This window comes from Photobacterium kagoshimensis (assembly GCF_050337045.1).
GTDB classification, from domain to species: Bacteria; Pseudomonadota; Gammaproteobacteria; order Enterobacterales; family Vibrionaceae; genus Photobacterium; species Photobacterium kagoshimensis.
In genome coordinates, this window is the sequence record NZ_JAKJSO010000018.1 from 47,884 (window position 1) to 66,908 (window position 19,025).

Below are 19,025 nucleotides of genomic sequence, written 5' to 3' on the forward strand. Positions count from 1 at the left end.
CAAGATTTATTTCACCGAGAAGTCGCATGGATAAACCAATACTTAAAGACACTCTAAAATTATTCGATAGTTTTGGCAGTGTTAAATCCCGCTCAATGTTTGGCGGTTTTGGCATTTTCGCAGGCGAAACAATGTTTGCACTGGTAGTAAAAAATAAATTACACCTTCGCGCGAATGCAAAAAACATTGAAGTGTTTAAAGAAGCTAATCTATCACCTTATGTTTATGAGAAACGCGGATTTCCCGTAGTGACTAAACATTTTGCTATTCCTGACCTCTGGTGGGATACCCCAGAGATGATTATCGAGTACGCACAAGGCTCACTAGAAGGTGCGAAGAACGACAAAGAAACAAAAAGTAAAGTTGGGCCATCTCGCATTAAAGATTTGCCAAACTTAAGACTCGCTAATGAACGTATGCTGAAAAAAGTGGGTATTGATACTGTCGATAAACTGATTGAAGTCGGCGCTATTGATGCTTATAAAGCATTGCTCGATACACATGATAATAATCTCAACATCGAGTTGCTTTGGGCTTTAGAAGGCGCAATCAGTGGCACACACTGGTCTGTGATCAGTGAAACGAGACGTGGTGAACTGCTAGGCTTGCTACCTTAGGGAGTCGGGGCAAACACAACACAGTCACCACAATAAGAACGAGGCTCAGGCCTCGTTTTTTGTAGCCCTAGCCTACCGAATGTCAGGATTACGTCAAAGATTGACTCTTCTCACAAATACTGTTCACAAAAGCATCAGTTAACTTTTAATCCCGCCTTAAATAAGTAAAATAACCACTGTCAGTGGGCTTTCCACCGCCATTTTTTTGTTTTTAACTACTTATGGTCACTATCGCACTTAGTGTGACGCCAATAATATGTCACCAGTTCACCTATACCATAACGATACGCAGTCTTAATGATTGCTAAAAAGAGAGGCTCGTATGCTCTGTTCAAAGCCTTTTCCTGGGCAAACAGACCACATATTCAAAGATAAATTTAACAAATGGCCTACACTACTCCGTGCCCTTGTTATTATCAGCCTACTCCCTCCCGCTTTCGCAATGCTACTAGTCTCACAGCAACTGGCTCCTTTTAATGCGCTCATCGACATATTTACTCTGGTTGGTGGCTTTAATATCATCCTGATCATCTGGGGAGTATTACTTAAAATTCGAGCGCGTAAATATTGGTACCGCAATTACCATATAGGCAAGACGCTGCTACTCGCCAGTTTACCTATTCTGGCATCTGCTTATATTGCGTTTTCAGAAATACCCGACAACCGCGTTGTACAGCAAGAACGCAGTCGCGCTGTCGAAGTTGCCATAAATTAAAAACTGTTTAAATTACAAGCAACCGAGCGTTGTTTTCAATTTTTCTTTAATTAATTGAAATATTTGCGCCCTTCGTTGGGTCTCCTTTATTACCTTGGTATAGCATTGGTGCTATATCATGTGTTCATAAGGAAACGACGCTGTGCGCCTGGCAAAAAAAAATAAATACTCAATCTTTGTTCGCCCATTACTTTGGCTACAAAAGCGTAATTTTGGCGCAGAACTCAACCCTTCTTTACTCTGGGGACGCAGACCTCCACTCTTCTGGTTAGTTGCTGTTTTTTTTGGCTACCTTGACCGTCGCCATTCACCACTATCACCTGTTACTCGCTCTCTTATTTGTGTTCGCGTTTCACAACTTAATGATTGTGAATTTTGCGTCGATGCCAATGGAATGCGCCTAGCAGAGCGTTGCGATTCTGTTGAAAAGATCAAAGCGCTTTCGCAATGGCAACAAAACAGCACTTTATTTACTAAAGAAGAAATTGCCGTGCTGCATTATGTTGAAGCCATGACTATCACAGGGCAGAAAGTAACTGAGACCATGCTATCTGAACTGCAGCAGTGGTTTGACGAAGATGCCCTCGTCGAGCTTACCGCCCTGATCGCATTTCAAAACCTATCAGCCAAATTTAATACCGCGCTTGATGTACCAGCACAAGGCTTTTGCTCTGTGCCGACCGCATCCGCGCTTAACAATAGCGCTACTGTCGATGAACAAGGTGCTTCATCCAGCCAGCAGCAAGAGTCACCACAGAGTAAATCGTAGGAGTTGTCTCATGGATAGAAAGAAACTACTGCTCATTGCCGTCATTGTCGCGCTTATTGGAAGTTGGTTCCTGTTCGATTTAGGACAGTACTTCACATTGGATCAAGCTAAAGCACAACAAATAGCACTGCAAGATACGATAGCTGCACGCCCCTTCTTTGCGAGTGTAGTGTACTTTGCTATTTATATAGTTGTAACGGCGCTTTCTTTACCTGGCGCGGCAATTATGACTTTACTTGGCGCGGCATTATTTGGTTTCTGGTGGAGTCTACTTTTAGTGTCATTCGCCAGTACTATTGGCGCGACACTCGCCTTTTTATTCAGCCGTTATATTCTTCGCGACTGGGTACAAACTAAATTTGGTCACCGCCTTGCACCGATAAACGCAGGCATCAAAAAAGATGGTCCTTTTTACTTATTCACACTGCGATTAATCCCTGTGTTCCCCTTCTTTTTGGTGAACCTATTAATGGGCTTAACGCCGCTATCAACCAAGCTATTTTACTTGGTAAGCCAAGTGGGAATGCTGGCAGGTACTGCCGTCTATATCAATGCAGGTACGCAACTTGGTGAAATAGAATCACTCAGCGGCATCATCTCAGCCCCTGTACTTGTTTCTCTCGCGCTATTGGGGATTTTCCCTCTGGTCGCGAAATTTGTTATGGGTATTATCGAGCAGCGCCGCGTGTATGCTGACTGGACACCACCTGAAAAATTTGACCAAAACATGGTCGTCATTGGTGCGGGCGCCGGTGGCTTAGTCAGTGCCTATATTGCAGCTGCAGTAAAAGCGAAAGTGACATTAATCGAACGCCATAAGATGGGGGGGGATTGCTTAAATACAGGCTGTGTCCCCTCTAAGGCCGTTATCCGTTCGGCACACGCCATGTCTGAAATTACTCGGGCAAAAGAGTTTGGTATTAGCACTGGCGATGTAAGCGTCGATTTTGAGCAAGTCATGTCGCGAGTACATACCGTTATTGACAAAATTGAGCCACATGATTCAGTTGAACGTTATTCGTCGTTAGGTGTGAACTGTATATCGGGTGAAGCACGTATTTTGTCGCCGTGGGAAGTTGAAGTAAATGGCGAACGTATTACCACCCGTAATATCGTGATTGCCACAGGTGCTCGTCCGCTTGTCCCCAATATTCCAGGTTTGCAAGATGTGAACTATCTGACCTCAGACACTATTTGGCAGCTAAAACAACAGCCCAAGAAACTCCTTGTGCTCGGTGGCGGCCCGATTGGCTGTGAACTTGCTCAGAGCTTCCAACGCCTAGGCAGTCAGGTTACCTTAGTGGAAATGGTAGACCAACTTCTGATCCGTGAAGACGCCGATGCCGCAGCATTAGTGCACAGTAAACTGCAAAGTGATGGTGTAAACATTAAACTTAACCACAAAGCCTTACGCTTTGAATCTATTGAGCAAGATGACGGCTCTCGCATCCAACGTGCTTATCTTGAGTATCAAGGACAAACTGTTACTACAGACTTTGACTATGTCATGCTTGCGCTAGGGCGAGTAGCTAACGTGCAAGGTTTTGGCTTAGAAGAACTCGGCATCACAACGAGTGAACGCGGTACAGTCGAAGTAAACGACTACCTGCAAACCAAATACCGCAATATTTTTGCCGTTGGTGATGTTGCGGGCCCGTTTCAGCTTACACACGCAGCCGCACATCAGGCGTGGTATGCCGCCGTTAATGGTTTATTTGGTCAATTCAAAAAATTCAGAGCGGATTACTCCGTGCTTCCCGCAGCAACCTATACCTCACCCGAAGTCGCTCGGGTTGGCATCAATGAAAAAGAAGCCAAAGCACAAGGTATTCAATACCAAGTCATCACTTACGGTATTGATGATTTAGACAGAGCAATTACCGATGGGGAAGATTACGGCTTTGTCAAAGTCATTACCCCTAAAGGCAAAGACACCATCTTAGGGGCAACTATCGTTGGAAGTAATGCTGGTGAAATGTTAGCCGAATTCACCTTGGCAATGCGTCATAACTTAGGGTTAAACAAGATCTTAGGCACAGTTCACCCCTACCCAACCATGAGCGAAGCCACAAAATACGCAGCTGGCCAATGGAAGCAGGCGAATGCCCCTAAAATGCTGTTAACATGGGTTGAAAAATACCATGCATGGATGCGCCAAGGTAAAAAGCAACCTGTCGCAGAGCAGGCAGCTGTAAACCAAGCAGCCGAGCCGCTAAAAGAAAATAAGGATATGTAATGCACCGCTCACCATCTACTTTCAAGCGCCTGTATTCAGGCGCGACTACACTACTTGCAGCGCTAACCATGGCGGTGGGAGCAAATGCGGCTTACGCCGAGACAAATTCAATTTCAAGCAATCAAGATTGGCAACAAGTGCTTGAGCAAGCTAAAGGCGAAACAGTCTACTTTAATGCCTGGGGTGGTAGCCAAGAAATCAATCAATACCTACGCTGGGCTTCTCGTGAATTGCAGTCTCGTTACAACGTCACCCTAAAGCATGTAAAGGTAGCCGACATAGCAGAAACGACACAGCGTTTACTGGCAGAAAAAACAGCTGACAAAAATCAAAATGGTAGCGTTGATCTAGTGTGGATCAATGGTGAAAACTTCCGTTCAATGAAACAGAGTGAACTGCTATATGGCCCTTTTGTTTCTTCACTGCCTAGTTGGGAATACGTCGATAAACGTCTGCCTGTTGATGTAGATTTCACCGAGCCAACTGAAGGGCTTGAAGCGCCATGGGGGGTTGGACAGCTCGTGTTTATTCATGACACAAAACAGCTCAATAACCCACCTAAGAATTTTTCTGAGTTATTGAGCTTAGCAAAAGCGTATCCGGGTCAAATTAGTTACCCTCAACCGCCAGAATTCCATGGTTCTAGCTTTCTCAAAGCCGCATTGATTGCGTTAACCGACCAACCTGAGCGCTTATCTGCACCGATAGATGCGGTTAAACAAGTGGATCGATTCCAAAACACAACAGCACCTTTATGGGCATATTTAGATCAGCTTCACCCTGTCGCTTGGAAACAAGGTAAGCAGTTCCCATCAGGTAGCCCGCAGACTATTCAGCTGTTAGATGATCGTCAATTATTGATGGCGATAACCTTTAACCCAAATGCCGCTAATGCCGCTATAGAAAACGGTAAACTTCCTGACACTGCGCAGGCTTACTCATTCGATCAAGGGGCACTCTCTAATATCCATTTCTTGGCCATTCCATGGAATGCATCGGCGAAAGCAGGTGCAAAAGTGGCGATTAACTTCTTACTCAGCCCTGAAGCACAAATGCGCAAAGCAGATACTCGTATTTGGGGCGATCCATCGGTGCTAAAAGAAGAAGCTTTACCTACGGGGGAACGTGGTTTCGCGCTATTTCAGCCAATTTCAGAGCCACACCCAAGTTGGCAAATCGCATTAGAGCACGAGTGGCAAAAACGTTACGGCCATTAGGCTTTTTCGACGGTTCCTTATACTCAACACACTACCGCGCTTATGGTTAAGGCCTTTTTCCATAAGCGCAGCACCACAAGAAATGGGCAGTTAGACTAGATGTTGATCCACATATTGTTTTTAAGTGCCATTCTACTGTGCATTTTACCCCTGATCCCAGGTATGGCAGGTATTTTACTCCCCGCCTTCTCTTGGCTTCCATCCGTTGCAACCCAGCAAATACCAAGGTTAAGCACAGTTAACCTCGATGGTTTCCATCAAGCTCTTTTATGGCCTGGCGTTTCACAATCTATACTGCTATCTCTTTTTACAGGAGTCACCAGCAGTATTATCGCATTAACACTGACTTTCTTGATTCTTCAAGCTAATTGGCATAAACCTCGCTGGCAAAAAATCGAACGTATGCTGTCACCTATGCTAGCTATGCCGCACGTTGCTTTTGCAATTGGCTTTGCTTTCCTATTTTCACCGACGGGTTGGATCTATCGTGCTATCGAAAGCTTGGGCTTTTCCAGCCACGATGCGCCCTCTTTGATTCAAGATCCCTACGGTTTTGGTCTTATTACTGCACTTACCATCAAAGAAACGCCATTTTTGGTATTAATGAGTGTTTCTATCTTAAAACAGCTGCATGTGGATCGCCTTTATGCTTCCGCTTCGGGACTGGGTTATAACCGTGCTGATGTATGGTTAAAAGTCATTCTGCCGCAGTGGCTACCTAAAATGCGCCTGCCCTTTTATGCGGTATTAGCGTTTGGGTTATCTGTCGTAGATGTAGCACTGATTATCGGACCAACACGCCCACCAACGTTCTCAGTATTAGTGTGGCAATGGTTTAACGAACCCGATATCAGCTTATTACCACGAGCAGCCGCAGGCACATTGTGTCTATTATTGATTGCCTTTATGGCCTTAGCAACAGCACGACTATTCGAATGGCTGATACTCAGCTACTGGCGTAATTGGCAAACCCAAGGCGCAAAACCACGCCAACTATGGGGCGCAACAAGTTATGTTCCGTTAGGGATTCTGCCACTTTGCATTATTCCGATTCTTATCATTTGGTCTTTTGCACAGCGTTGGCGCTTTCCTGATATTTTTCCTAGTCGCTTGAACACGCGTTTCTGGCAACAGGAATTACCATCGCTGTGGGAGTTAACATCTACCAGTTTAGTGCTTGCACTAATCAGCACGGGGATCGCGCTAGTACTGACCATAGGCTGTTTAGAATATCGAGATAAATACCAGCGCAGTATCCCCTTTTGGCTTATTGCCATCCCGATGGTGATCCCCCAATTGTCATTGCTTTTTGGCCTACAAGTCGCCACGCATTTTATTGCAGGGCAACATTACTGGTTATGGGTATGCTGGAGCCACGTACTTTTTGTTTTCCCCTACCTCTATTTAGCGCTTGATGGCCCATGGCGCAGTTTTGATGCTCGCCTTTATCAATCAGCACGTAGCCTGGGCTTAACGCACTGGCAAGCTTGGTGGAAAGTAAAGCGCGTATTATTACAGCCAAGTATCTGGATTGCCGTGGCTATTGGCCTCAGTGTTAGCCTTACTCAGTACCTACCAACACAAATGCTGGGCGCAGGGCGAGTCTCAACCATCACAACGGAAGCCGTTGCCTTGGCTAGTGGACAAGATCGTCGTGTGAGCGCGATATACGGTATTTTACAGGGGCTATTACCTTTCATCTTCTTTTCGCTAGCCCTTTTTGCTAGTAACCATAGTGGTATTCGACCACGCGTAAACAAGCAACGGAGTACAAGCACGGATGAGTTTATCTGTGGTAAACCTAACTATAAGTAACACTTCAGCAACCGCTGAATCATCGGTATTAGTTAAGGCATTGAATTTCAATGTTGCTGATGGCGAGATCCTGACAATCATGGGGCCAAGTGGCTGCGGCAAATCAACCCTGCTCAGCGCAATTGCAGGTCACTTATCTCCCGCCTTCTCGTTAACTGGTGAAGTGACATTACACGACAACAGTATTCTTGCGTTAGAACCAAACGAACGTCGTATCGGCATTCTTTTTCAGGATGATTTATTATTTCCACACCTTAACATTTGGGAAAATCTCGCTTTTGGCCTACCAAGGGCAATTAAACACTCTGTACGCAAAGCGAGAGCCTATGCGACTTTAGCTGAAATCGAATTAACTGAACTGGCTGAAAAAATGCCTTCAGAGATTTCAGGTGGGCAACGTGCTCGAATCAGCCTGATGCGCACGCTACTCTCGGAGCCTCACGCCCTGCTTCTTGATGAACCCTTTAGTAAGTTGGATAAAGCTTTACGAGAAACCTTCCGCACGTTTGTCTTCAATCAAATTAAGCACAGTAATATCCCCGCGGTCATGGTCAGCCATGATAACGCTGACATCCCAACCAATGGTGCAGTATTAAACTGGCCTTGGATAAAAGGAGTCACTCATGCTTGATCAATACGCCATAAAGGTTATTCGTTGGCCACTTAAAACCCTGTCAGTGTTACCTGATAAGCTGGGAATAACGGCAAATCAAATCACAGTTACGGGTTTTATTATCGGCTTATGTGCACTGCCAGCCTTAGCTTTGCAGCAATATTCATGGGCATTGTGCTTTATTATTATTAATCGACTGTTTGATGGCTTAGATGGCGCAATTGCACGCCGTCAAGGTATTACCGACTGTGGCGGATTTCTCGATATCACTCTCGACTTTCTATTCTATTCGATGGTGCCATTTGGTTTTGTTATCGCTAATCCTGAAGCCAACGCAGTAGCTGGCGCCTTCTTGATATTTTCATTTATAGGGACAGGATCTAGCTTTCTCGCCTTTGCCATCATGGCCAGTAAACGCAATATTGAAAGCCCGGTCTATAAACAGAAATCTTTATATTACATAGGTGGTTTAACTGAAGGGACTGAAACCATTGGCTGCTTTATCTTGTTTTGTCTGCTACCACAGCATTTTGCTTTAATCGCTTGGATTTTTGGAACGCTATGCTGGATAACAACAATGACACGGATTTGGGCTGGATACCAAACATTGAAATAACACAGTTTGGCGTACTCAGTGCGCCAACACTCATACATCCCTCTTTACCAAATCATCATTATTATTTCACCAATTAGTATCCTCGACTCCAATTGTTCCCGCCACCGCTTGTAAAAAGATACGACAACAAACTTGATCACTACGCAAGTTTTGGTTTAACATGCCAAATATAGTTTAAATTTAAATTAGATTGTTACTACATGAACCCTACAGACACTATCGGAGGCTTGGTTGGCTTAGCATCACGTATGTTAACCAATGAATTAGAAAAGCAGTTTACTCGTAATGGGTGCGAACTTACTCGCGAACAGTGGATTTTTTTGATGACACTGATGAACGAATCACCACTTACCCCTTTAGTTCTGGCCAATAGACTGATGAAAAATAGAGGTTCTATCACCAGTTTAATCAAGGGACTTGAAAAGCGACAGCTCATTCAAAAAGTGACAATAAATAATGACGGTCGCAGCTATGGCGTGCAAATCACCGCGCTTGGTATTCAGCTAGCAGAACAAACAAAACACATCGCTTTTGATGTGCTCGGTCAAGCACTTGCAGGGTTTGATGAGACTGAACAACAACAAATGCACAGCTTAATGCTCAGGTTTGTGCAAAATTTAACAGGAGAAAATTCATGACACGTGTTTTATTTATTACAGCTAACCCCAAGCCAGTCGAGCAATCAATCTCATTATCTTTGGGTATGCATGCCATTGAGCACTATAAAAAACGACACCCTAGCCATGCTGTGGATACACTAGATTTAGCAGCAACGTCTTGGCCTCACCTTGATAGTGATCGCCTACGTAACTACATGAACCCACAAGGTGAATGTGCACTAGAAGCACAAAAATTTAAGTCATACGATAAATATATTGTTGTCGCGCCTATGTGGAACTTAACGATCCCATCAACCTTAAAGGCTTACTTAGACACAATTATTATTCCTAACATCATGTTCAGCTACAACGAACAGGGCCGTAGTGAAGGTTTATGTGGCGGTAAAATGATTTATATTGGCGCACGAGGCGGTGACTACTCACAAGGCCCACAAGCTAACTTTGCTTTTGATGACCAGTACATGCGTGGCATTTGCCATATGATCGGTATTCATGACTACCAAGCTTACGTTGTAAACGGCGTAGGCGGTTACCGCCGCCATAGCGTATCTGAACTACTTGAAATGAAAAAGGCTGATATTGAAGCTATGGTTGAAGCTTTTTAATTCAGTACTTAATTCGTTTCAAACTTGACCAAGGGTGGCAATTTTCGCCACCCTTTCCAAAATACACACGACGTTAACGCATCCATTCGCGGTGCAATTGTTCACTATCGCCTAAATATTGTAAGAGCCAATCAACCGCAGGATTTTTACTTTCCTTGTTCCATGCCAAGCAGCACGGGCTATCAAACGGCTTTTTCTCCAACTGACACTCCACTAATTCACCCTGCTCTATTCGTGGAATCGCCATGTGAGTCGGTACAACAGAAATACCAAGCCCAGATTTAATGCACTGAAGCGCACTGTGCCAATTCGGCACCATAATACGACGCTGGTTGTCCACCAGCCACGTTGTGCGCTTAGGCAAGGTTCGCGCAGTATCTTCCAGACATACCGCGGGGTATTGCGCCAAGTCTTTATCACCTAACGGCGTTTGAATATCAGCCAGCGGATGATTGGGGGCAACAACAAACTTCCACGTCAATATACCCATGTCTCTGTAGTCAAAATTACCACCAACAGGAATTGCAGCAGTAGCTCCAATGGCAATATCAGCACGCCCATCGGCCAAGGCATCCCACACGCCGTTAAAGACTTCCATGGTTAAGTGCAGCTCAACATCAGGAAACGCCTTATAAAAATCACGCACTAAGGTATTTACTCGGCTTTCTCGCACCACGGTATCTAATGCTACTGATACACTTTGTGACCAACCATTCGCTACTCGTTGTGTTTGTAAACGAATGCTATCCATTTGTTTGAGAAGATCTCTCGCCTGCTCAACAAAATAGTGACCCGCTGGCGTGAGTTCGACCTTCCGGTGCAACCTGACAAATAATTCGACAGCTAATCGTTCTTCTATTAACCGAACGGTGTAACTAATAGCACTTGGTACCTTATGCATCTCTTCTGCTGCAGCAGAAAAGCTGCCCCTACGCGCTACAACATCAATAACTTGCAGATCATTGTACGAAAACATATCAAATCAATTTTTTTGAAAGCAATAGTGAAATATTAACGTTTCACAGCGATAACTGCCAGATCTATCATAGCGACCATACAATAATGAAATACGGTCAATAAACATGAATAAACAACCTTCTAAGCTTACTTTAGTGTGGTTTGCTTGCTTAAGTATGCTAGGTTTCCTTGCAACAGATATGTACCTGCCTGCTTTTGAAGTAATCCGTACTGATTTTTATACTTCTCAATCACTTATTGGTTTAACTTTAAGTGTTTTCCTTTTAGGTATGGCATTAGGTCAACTGGTTTACGGACCACTATCTGATCGTATTGGTCGTATTAAAGTTCTGCTTGGTGGCATGACGCTATTCAGTATTGCTTCTGCCTTTTGTGCGATGGCGCCAAATGTCGAGATCTTATTATTTACTCGCTTTTTACAAGCACTAGGTGCATGTAGTGCAACAGTTGTTTGGCAAGCAGTGGTTATTGACCGTTACGAAGGTAAGGTCTCTGAACGCGTTTTTGCGACCATCATGCCGTTGGTTGCGCTATCTCCGGCACTTGCACCACTAGCAGGTGCACTACTAGAACACCAACTAGGCTGGCGCAGTATCTTTATTGCACTGGTTGCTTTTGGCGCAGTATTAGCAGTTATGACGCTAAAAGAAACAGAAAGTGCTCCTGTTGATAAAAAACAAGAGAAAGTATTTGTTCAACTTAAGCGTGATTACCAACAAATTTTAGGTTCAAAAAAATTCATTGGTAACATGGTTATCTTTGCCGCTTGTTCTGCTGCGTTTTTCGCTTACTTAACAGGTTCGCCATTTGTTATGTCAGCGATGGGCTACTCTGGCGCCGATATCGGTTTAAGCTACGCACCACAAACTGTCGGCTTCATCATTGGTGGTTACGGTTGCCGTGCCCTACTTGCACGTTTTGAAGGTAAACAAATTCTACCTTGGCTGATTAAACTGTTCTTCGCTAGCGTATTAGTGATGTTCTTAATCTCGACTAACACAGAGCCAACAACAATCTGGCCGATCCTGATTCCATTCTGCTTCTTAGCAGTAGCAAATGGCGCGATTTACCCAATCGTAGTAAGCCAAGCCCTGGAAGACTTCAAAAACTGTAGCGCAACCGCGGCTGGTCTTTTGAACTTCCTACAAACCATGATCTGCTTCGCAGCAAGCGGCATTGTGTCAGCGTTTGCAATGTATGGTCTATTAACCGTTACAACGGCGATGTTCGTTGCTGGTTTCCTTTCTATCGCTGGTTACGCGCTGGTTGTTCAAGCGCGTCGACAAACTGTGCTGAACGAGCAAACTGCATAAGTAGAGCGACTCGCATAACAATCTATAGGCTGCCTTCGGGCGGCCTTTCTTTTCTCTAATAACCACCGGCACATTAATCCCCTTCCCAATACTAGATCCTTACAATTAACGATCTCTGTGCGCAGCAACTCTTACCTATTAATACAAATAGCTTGTTCACTAAACATGTGAAATAAGGCCGTTGCAACGATCGCCGTACACTCTTGACTGTTTTCATTGCTTTACTTCCCCATTCCAATTCAGCCCCCTATCCAGATTCAGCACCTTCGCCTTAAATAAGCACAAAAAACAAACATAAATGCAACAAAATAGATTTTTTATACATTTTTCTTGCATAAGAATTCCACATAGGTAGTATAAACACCAAGTGATGATTAATTCAGTATTTAAGCATGAGTATTCAAGTTAGCAACATCAATAAACACTACGGTAATACGCAAGTATTGCATGATATCAGTTTCAGTTGTGACGCTGGTGACACCCTTGTTTTACTTGGCCCAAGTGGTGCAGGTAAAAGCTCGCTACTTCGTATACTGAATTTACTCGAAACAGCTACCGACGGCGAAATGACTGTGGCTGATTGCCCATTCAACTTTACAAATACCGTTGAAGAAAAAGCCAGTTCCGCACTGCGTAAAAAAGTGGGCATGGTATTTCAACAATATAATTTATGGCCGCACATGACGGTGTTGCAAAACCTGATAGAAGCGCCTATTAAGGTTGCAAAGTTAGATAAAGAAGAGGCGAAGCAACAAGCCATGGCGATCTTGACCATGCTGCAACTCGCTGATAAAGCAGAGACTTGGCCCTTACAGCTATCAGGTGGACAACAACAGCGTGTTGCTATTGCTCGGGCGCTAATGATGAAGCCTGACGTATTATTGTTTGATGAACCGACCGCAGCATTAGACCCAGAGATCACCAATCAAGTGGTCAACATCATTAAAACATTGAGCCAAACAGGTATTACGCAAGTGATCGTCACCCATGAAGTCGACTTTGCTAAAAAAGTAGCGAGCCATGTACTTTATCTTGAGCAAGGCAAAATTATTGAGTACGGCACAAAACAAGCTTTTTCGGCACCGATAACCCAGAAGTTTGCAGAATACCTGTCGCACTAGCTACAAACTCAACCTTCACGTTATTTGTTACTACTGAGAATGAATAACGAATCATAAAGACAAAAATAAAGCCTGTCAGTTTATTCAATAAGGACAGGTCTACGCTTAACACACGGAGTTTTACCATGAAAAAGATTGTACTCGCCTCAATGATTGGCTTAGGTCTTGGCTTATCTTCTGCTCAAGCAGCTGCACAGCAAGAAATTAAATTCGTTATGGAAGCCACCTACGCACCGTTTGAATACGTCGATGCCAATAATGAAATTCAAGGATTTGATGTTGATTTGGCTAACGCACTTTGTAAAGAGATTGACGCTAAATGTAGTTTTCATAACCAACCTTTCGATAGCCTCATTCCTGCTCTTAAATTCCGTCGTTACGATGCTGCTATTTCAGGTATTGATATCACCGAGCAACGTCAGCAACAAGTGAGCTTCACGGATGCGTATTACGATAATGCTGCTGCATTTGTCGCACTAGCAGGGAAAATTAGCGATCAGGCAGCGCTAGCAGGCAAGCGTATCGGAGTACAAAATGGTTCTACGCACCAAAGCTATCTGATTGATCAAATGTCAGGTGTAACAGCAGTCCCCTACGCAAGCTACCAAGATGCGTTCATTGATATGCAAAACGGTCGTATTGATTCGGTATTTGGCGACACAGCGGTTGTTGCTGAATGGTTTGAGAAAAACGACAAGCTTGCATTTGTTGGCCAACCAGTAACGAACGCAAAATACTTCGGTAATGGTTTTGGTATCGCAGTAAATAAAGATAACCAAGCCTTGGTTGATCAACTAAACCAAGCGCTGAAAACAGTAAAAAGTAATGGCCAATACCAAGCCATTTTCGATAAATACTTCGCGAAGTAATAGGTGTTGATATGTTAGTACCTGAATTTCTCTCGGGATATAGCGCAGCCCTACTTTCGGCAGGTTGGGTAACCATCAAGCTGTCATTGGTTAGCGTACTCGTCGGCTTGGTATTAGCAGTCATGTTTGCAGGTGGTGAAATGTCTCGCCACCGCTTTATCGCTTGGCCAACGACAGCCTTAGTAACGGTATTGCGCGGCTTACCTGAATTGTTAGTAGTCTTGTTTATCTTTTTTGGCTCAACCCAAATCTTATTTTTACTGACAGATCAATATATTGAAGTCAGCCCTTTTATCTCTGGTGTTATCGCTTTATCGCTTATCTTTGCAGCTTATGCATCACAAACATTGCGTGGGGCATTAAAAGCAGTACCTGTAGGTCAACGTGAAGCTTACCGCGCATTAGGCATGCACCCGCTTCATGGTTTTATTCGGATTGTACTGCCGCAGGCAATACGCCACGCCTTACCCGGTTTGACCAACCAATGGCTCGTGTTACTCAAAGATACAGCACTGGTTTCTTTGATCGGTGTAACTGATCTGTTGAAACAAGCGCAATTAACTTCTGCCGCCACACACGAAAGTTTTACTTGGTATGCCGCTGCCGCTGCCATTTATCTTATCATCACGTTAATCACACAACGTGTCGTTAAACAATTAGACAATAAATTTAGTGCACAGGGCTTTTCACAAGGAGTTAAAGCATGAATGAACAACACATGTGGCAACTCGCAGATGGGTTATTAACCAGTCTTGAACTAACGGCCGTGTCTTTAGTCGTGGGTTGCCTTTTGGCTATTTTGATGACCATCACACTCATTGCTAGAACACCCGTAGTGCATTGGATAAGTCGCGCTATTATTACCCTGTTCACAGGTACGCCTCTACTGGTACAAATATTCTTGATCTATTACGGTCCAGGTCAATTTGATGCTATCCGTGAAAGCATTGCATGGCACTGGTTAAGCCAACCATGGTTTTGCGCCATGTTAGCCCTAGCTTTAAATACTGCCGCCTATAGTACCCAACTTTTCCATGGCGCCTTTAAAGCGATTCCTCACGGGCAGTGGGAAGCATGCAAAGCACTAGGAATGGAGAAGCTCGCGACACTCGGTGTGCTCTTACCCTACGCAATCCGCCGTGCTATTCCAGCCTACTCCAACGAAGTGATCTTGGTTTTTAAGGGCACATCACTGGCAAGTACTATTACCATCATGGATCTCATGGGCTATGCGCAGCGTATTAATGCTCAAACTTATGATACTTTGACCGTGTTTGGTTTAGCGGGAGCATTTTATTTAACCGTTAATGGCATTTTAACGCTTATTTTCCGCCAAGTAGAAAAGCGTGCCCTCGCTTTTGAAACGGCATAAAACCATTACCGTAAACTGCTATTTTTAGCGCTTTAGCCTGAGCAGCATCCATTGGGTGCTCGCTCAATCATTTAGAGCTTTCACCCTAGCCCTTCCCATCTCTATTCTCTTATCTATCCCCCCTAAAAAAACGTCATTTAAAACACCTTTCTAATCGATTTTATTATTACATTTCATTCTATTAGTAACACAAGCTGTCTTTTTCATGACCTTGCTCGCATTTACATACCCTCGTGGGATAACAAAGAATCCCTACATCACATAAATACATATCAGCACACATTTATATGAAACCAATATCACCAAATGTCTATAATCAATAAAGCTTTAGTATTTTTTTCATGGACGATATATGAAAGCAGCCTTATTACGCTTTTTAGCACTACTACTGCCGTTACTCATCATCACCACAACGATCACTTTGTATATCTATAACGAAGACATACAGCAGCTTGAACAAGGGATCAAAGACAGAGAGTTAGGCAGACAGCAATCCTCAATGCAGATGACACAACTGCACTTTAGCCCTATTGTGAGCGATTTGCAGCTGTTAGCGCTTAAAGTAAAAGATCTAAACATAAGCAGTACGCTTTCTTCTGATGAAAAACACATCATTACCGAAGACTTTAAACGCATTATCGCTACCCGCGATTTCTACGACCAAGTTCGCCTACTTGACAGTAATGGGCAGGAAATTATTCGCGTCAATAACCATAATGGTGAAGCGGTCGTATTACCTGACTCTGAGCTGCAAGACAAAAGTAGCCGTCCATATGTTCAAAAAGCGTTAAAATCACCACCTGATAGCTTATACACTTCACAATTTGATTTAAATATCGAAAATGGTCGTATCGAATTACCCAAAAAACCCACACTGCGCTTCATTACCCGTATAGCTATTAATGGTAACGACTGGTTAGTTTCTCTTAATTATTTAGGCATGACATACCTGTCACACCTTAATAAAGAGTACAGCTGGAAAAATAGTGATCGCTGGCTAGTTAATGGCAACGGAAATTGGCTACTCGGGCCTGACGAGTCAAGTTCATGGCTGTTTATGGACAATGTAAACGCCGAGAACGACTTTAATGCTCAGTATCCCGTGGTTTGGGAAAGTATTCTGGAGCACCAACATGGTCAGGTAACTGTTAACGGTTTCCTCTACACCTACTCACGCTTGTTTGCTGATGAGACACCCAAAAGCAAAGAGCTATATACGCTGCCTTTCGGCGGAACAGATTTACCATGGACTATTATTTCGAAAATAAATCTTAACGATGCCGTCACCGCCATTTCATTTACGCCAGATAGGATCATTAAATTTGCCTTATCAGGCGCACTCATTGTTGCATTGCTTTCTGGTTGTTTAGTGATGGCTTGGCATTTATCGCGTCGTCTACAACAAGAAACAGTGCTAAAACAACGTTCTGAAGATCTCGCCCATCAATATGAAACCTTAGTTAAAACAACACCAAATGGATTAATAACACTCGATTATGAGCAACGAATTACTAAAATGAATCCCGCCGCTGCACAAATACTTCAAGTCATCAGTGACGATGTTATCGGTAAGCCAATTAACAAACTGAAATTAGGTGTGCGTGCACGTAGACAAATCAATGAGCTTATAGAGAGCATTAAACAATCGGCTGAAATGGGCAGCCTCGCTCCAGTAAAGTCGCAAGTTAAACTTTCAGCAACACGTAGACAGTATTTAGAAATAGTCGGGGTTGAAACGCAGTACAGCAATAGTAAGGAGATACTGCTAACTATTCGTGATGTGACTTCTTGGGTGAAACGAGAATTAAAACTCAAAAGCCTTTCTAGAGCCTTAGAACAAAGTAACGACACAGTATTAATCACTGACTGTCGCGGCATTATTGAATATGTTAACCATTCCTTCGAAGAGCTATCGGGCCTGAAAGCCAAAGAACTGATTGGGTCACAATCAGAACCTTTAATGAAGAATACGCTTGGCTCATTACACGATGTGCGTAGCATTCAGAATCAGCTAAAAACAGGCCAAACGGTTCACCGTATTGTAGCGCGTGAACGAGGTGACAATACATTCTATGAAGAGAAAACCATATCGCCAATACGAAATGAACGCGGGAAAATCAGTCATTATATTTCAACAGGTAAAGACATTACTGAGCGAGTGTTATTTGAAAGCCAACTCCATAAGCTCGCACACTACGACGCACTAACAAGCTTACCAAATAGAACACTCTTCTATCAGCAGCTTGAAACAGCAGAGCAACAAGCCAAGCTCACTGACGCGCCGCTTGCACTGCTAAATATCGATTTAGACCTCTTTAAACAGGTCAATGATTCGCTAGGTTATGATTTAAGCGATCAAGTTTTAATCATTGTGGCAAAACGCATCCGTAGTACATTACGTGATAACGATATTCTCGCGAGACTTGATGGGGATGAATTTTCTATTTTAATGAAATCGCATGTCACGCCAGAAAATATCACCCAACTTGCAGGCCGATTACTTAGCACAATAAGTAGCTTAATTTCAATTAACAGCCAAGAATTATGGCTAAGTGCAAGTATTGGTATTGCTATGTACCCAGAAGACGCACAAAGCCATGACGCTTTAGTAAAAAGTGCCGATATCGCCTTATCCCGTGCCAAGCACGATGGTCGAAATCAAGCAAAATTCTTCACGCAGCAAATGGCGGTCGATACCAATAAACTACTTTCTTTAGAAGGTGAACTTCGCCGAACCCTAGGCACGTCACGCTACACTCTATTTTATCAACCTAAAGTCTCTGCGGGTAATCACCAACTATGTGGTATTGAAGCGCTTCTTCGATGGACTGATGACGCAGGGAAGATCCAGCCACCTAATGAAGTGATCCCGATCCTAGAAAGCTCAGGTCTTATCATTGATGTCGGCGAACAGCTAATATACGAATCGTGTAAACAGCTTAAACAATGGCAATCACAGGGCCATTATTTTAACTACGCGTTAAATATCTCTGCGCGCCAATTACTCAACTCCAATATTGTCGACACTATGCATAAAGCGATTACTGAGTCTGGCTGCGATCCTCACTACTTAGAGATAGAAATAACCGAAAGCGTCGTCATGTCCGATGTACGTGCAGCCTTTGACAAATTAGTAAAATTAGAAGCGCTAGGAGTGCGTATTGCGATTGATGACTTTGGAACTGGCTATTCTTCACTTGCTTACCTCAGCCGCTTCCCGATCCATATCCTCAAGGTTGATCGTGAATTCGTGAAAGAGCTCCCCATGAATAAGGACAGCATCACCATTACCCGATCTATCATTGAGCTGGCTCATAACTTAAATATTGATGTTGTTGCTGAAGGCGTCGAGAACATTGACCAAGTTAAGTTCCTCGAAACCATCGGCGTTGAAGAATTCCAAGGGTTCTACTTTGGCAGACCTATGCCATTAGCCGATTTTGAGCGAACCTGTCTAAATGTGCCACAAAAGGAAGATAGCACCATTAGTTAGCGACATAACCTAGAGGTTCAACAAAAAAACGATTAAGATAAAAGTGTCAACGATTA

General features: G+C 43.6%; 17 protein-coding genes. 16 read left to right on the top strand and 1 reads right to left on the bottom strand.

Going from position 1 to position 19,025, the window contains the following annotated elements; translation table 11 throughout:
* Positions 1-26: 26 nt before the first annotated feature.
* The 10 genes from L4C35_RS17070 (at position 27) to L4C35_RS17115 (ending at position 9,823) form a co-directional block, all read left to right on the top strand.
* Positions 27-617, top strand: a complete 591-nt coding sequence (locus tag L4C35_RS17070) for a TfoX/Sxy family DNA transformation protein (protein ID WP_428464020.1) — start codon at positions 27-29, stop codon at positions 615-617.
* 322 nt (positions 618-939) lie between these two features.
* Positions 940-1,332: a hypothetical protein gene (locus L4C35_RS17075; RefSeq protein ID WP_428464021.1), complete on the top strand. Its 393-nt coding sequence runs from the start codon at positions 940-942 to the stop codon at positions 1,330-1,332.
* A gap of 142 nt (positions 1,333-1,474) precedes the next feature.
* Positions 1,475-2,101, top strand: a complete 627-nt coding sequence (locus L4C35_RS17080; protein ID WP_428464022.1) for a carboxymuconolactone decarboxylase family protein — start codon at positions 1,475-1,477, stop codon at positions 2,099-2,101.
* A 10-nt stretch (positions 2,102-2,111) separates the two neighbouring features.
* Positions 2,112-4,337 (top strand): dihydrolipoyl dehydrogenase, encoded by a 2,226-nt coding sequence (gene lpdA, locus L4C35_RS17085; protein ID WP_428464023.1) that lies wholly within the window; start codon positions 2,112-2,114, stop codon positions 4,335-4,337.
* Positions 4,337-5,554, top strand: coding sequence for an ABC transporter substrate-binding protein (locus L4C35_RS17090; protein ID WP_428464024.1), 1,218 nt, complete (start codon positions 4,337-4,339; stop codon positions 5,552-5,554). The genes lpdA and L4C35_RS17090 overlap by 1 nt, the downstream gene beginning before the upstream one ends.
* Positions 5,555-5,656: 102 nt before the next feature.
* The gene (locus L4C35_RS17095; protein WP_428464104.1) at positions 5,657-7,369 is read left to right on the top strand and encodes an ABC transporter permease; all 1,713 of its coding nucleotides are present in this window, start codon (positions 5,657-5,659) and stop codon (positions 7,367-7,369) included.
* On the top strand, positions 7,335-8,000 hold the full coding sequence (locus L4C35_RS17100) for an ATP-binding cassette domain-containing protein (RefSeq protein ID WP_428464025.1): 666 nt from the start codon (positions 7,335-7,337) through the stop codon (positions 7,998-8,000). The genes L4C35_RS17095 and L4C35_RS17100 overlap by 35 nt, the downstream gene beginning before the upstream one ends.
* The gene (locus tag L4C35_RS17105) at positions 7,993-8,598 is read left to right on the top strand and encodes a CDP-alcohol phosphatidyltransferase family protein (RefSeq protein ID WP_428464026.1); all 606 of its coding nucleotides are present in this window, start codon (positions 7,993-7,995) and stop codon (positions 8,596-8,598) included. Before L4C35_RS17100 ends, L4C35_RS17105 begins: the two co-directional genes overlap by 8 nt.
* Positions 8,599-8,846: 248 nt before the next feature.
* The gene (locus L4C35_RS17110; RefSeq protein WP_428464027.1) at positions 8,847-9,236 is read left to right on the top strand and encodes a MarR family winged helix-turn-helix transcriptional regulator; all 390 of its coding nucleotides are present in this window, start codon (positions 8,847-8,849) and stop codon (positions 9,234-9,236) included.
* Positions 9,233-9,823 (top strand): FMN-dependent NADH-azoreductase, encoded by a 591-nt coding sequence (locus L4C35_RS17115; protein WP_428464028.1) that lies wholly within the window; start codon positions 9,233-9,235, stop codon positions 9,821-9,823. Before L4C35_RS17110 ends, L4C35_RS17115 begins: the two co-directional genes overlap by 4 nt.
* 73 nt (positions 9,824-9,896) lie before the next feature.
* Here L4C35_RS17115 and punR read toward each other — a convergent pair whose 3' ends face one another.
* The gene (gene punR / locus L4C35_RS17120; RefSeq protein WP_428464029.1) at positions 9,897-10,799 is read right to left on the bottom strand and encodes a DNA-binding transcriptional activator PunR; all 903 of its coding nucleotides are present in this window, start codon (positions 10,797-10,799) and stop codon (positions 9,897-9,899) included.
* A gap of 106 nt (positions 10,800-10,905) precedes the next feature.
* On the opposite strand from punR, the gene punC reads away from it, so the two are divergent.
* From punC to L4C35_RS17150, 6 genes are all read left to right on the top strand, one after another.
* Positions 10,906-12,114, top strand: a complete 1,209-nt coding sequence (punC, locus tag L4C35_RS17125) for a purine nucleoside transporter PunC (RefSeq protein WP_428464030.1) — start codon at positions 10,906-10,908, stop codon at positions 12,112-12,114.
* 392 nt (positions 12,115-12,506) lie between these two features.
* Positions 12,507-13,235 carry an arginine ABC transporter ATP-binding protein ArtP gene (gene artP, locus L4C35_RS17130; protein WP_428464031.1) on the top strand — a complete coding sequence of 243 codons (729 nt, stop codon included), beginning with the start codon at positions 12,507-12,509 and terminating at the stop codon, positions 13,233-13,235.
* Positions 13,236-13,360: 125 nt separating this feature from the next.
* Positions 13,361-14,104 carry an arginine ABC transporter substrate-binding protein gene (locus L4C35_RS17135; protein ID WP_428464032.1) on the top strand — a complete coding sequence of 248 codons (744 nt, stop codon included), beginning with the start codon at positions 13,361-13,363 and terminating at the stop codon, positions 14,102-14,104.
* An 11-nt stretch (positions 14,105-14,115) separates the two neighbouring features.
* Positions 14,116-14,811, top strand: a complete 696-nt coding sequence (artQ, locus tag L4C35_RS17140) for an arginine ABC transporter permease ArtQ (protein ID WP_428464033.1) — start codon at positions 14,116-14,118, stop codon at positions 14,809-14,811.
* Complete coding sequence (gene artM, locus L4C35_RS17145; RefSeq protein WP_428464034.1) at positions 14,808-15,476, top strand: arginine ABC transporter permease ArtM; 669 nt, start codon at positions 14,808-14,810, stop codon at positions 15,474-15,476. The genes artQ and artM overlap by 4 nt, the downstream gene beginning before the upstream one ends.
* A gap of 352 nt (positions 15,477-15,828) precedes the next feature.
* Positions 15,829-18,969: a putative bifunctional diguanylate cyclase/phosphodiesterase gene (locus tag L4C35_RS17150; protein ID WP_428464035.1), complete on the top strand. Its 3,141-nt coding sequence runs from the start codon at positions 15,829-15,831 to the stop codon at positions 18,967-18,969.
* Positions 18,970-19,025 lie beyond the last annotated feature (56 nt).

Coding starts and splice junctions, on each gene's coding strand:
- L4C35_RS17070 (WP_428464020.1), top strand. CDS start 27: ATGGATAAACCAATACTTAAAGACACTCTAAAATTATTCGATAGTTTT.
- L4C35_RS17075 (WP_428464021.1), top strand. CDS start 940: ATGCTCTGTTCAAAGCCTTTTCCTGGGCAAACAGACCACATATTCAAA.
- lpdA (WP_428464023.1), top strand. CDS start 2,112: ATGGATAGAAAGAAACTACTGCTCATTGCCGTCATTGTCGCGCTTATT.
- L4C35_RS17090 (WP_428464024.1), top strand. CDS start 4,337: ATGCACCGCTCACCATCTACTTTCAAGCGCCTGTATTCAGGCGCGACT.
- L4C35_RS17100 (WP_428464025.1), top strand. CDS start 7,335: ATGAGTTTATCTGTGGTAAACCTAACTATAAGTAACACTTCAGCAACC.
- L4C35_RS17105 (WP_428464026.1), top strand. CDS start 7,993: ATGCTTGATCAATACGCCATAAAGGTTATTCGTTGGCCACTTAAAACC.
- L4C35_RS17110 (WP_428464027.1), top strand. CDS start 8,847: ATGTTAACCAATGAATTAGAAAAGCAGTTTACTCGTAATGGGTGCGAA.
- L4C35_RS17115 (WP_428464028.1), top strand. CDS start 9,233: ATGACACGTGTTTTATTTATTACAGCTAACCCCAAGCCAGTCGAGCAA.
- punR (WP_428464029.1), bottom strand. CDS start 10,799: ATGTTTTCGTACAATGATCTGCAAGTTATTGATGTTGTAGCGCGTAGG.
- punC (WP_428464030.1), top strand. CDS start 10,906: ATGAATAAACAACCTTCTAAGCTTACTTTAGTGTGGTTTGCTTGCTTA.
- artP (WP_428464031.1), top strand. CDS start 12,507: ATGAGTATTCAAGTTAGCAACATCAATAAACACTACGGTAATACGCAA.
- L4C35_RS17135 (WP_428464032.1), top strand. CDS start 13,361: ATGAAAAAGATTGTACTCGCCTCAATGATTGGCTTAGGTCTTGGCTTA.
- artQ (WP_428464033.1), top strand. CDS start 14,116: ATGTTAGTACCTGAATTTCTCTCGGGATATAGCGCAGCCCTACTTTCG.
- artM (WP_428464034.1), top strand. CDS start 14,808: ATGAATGAACAACACATGTGGCAACTCGCAGATGGGTTATTAACCAGT.
- L4C35_RS17150 (WP_428464035.1), top strand. CDS start 15,829: ATGAAAGCAGCCTTATTACGCTTTTTAGCACTACTACTGCCGTTACTC.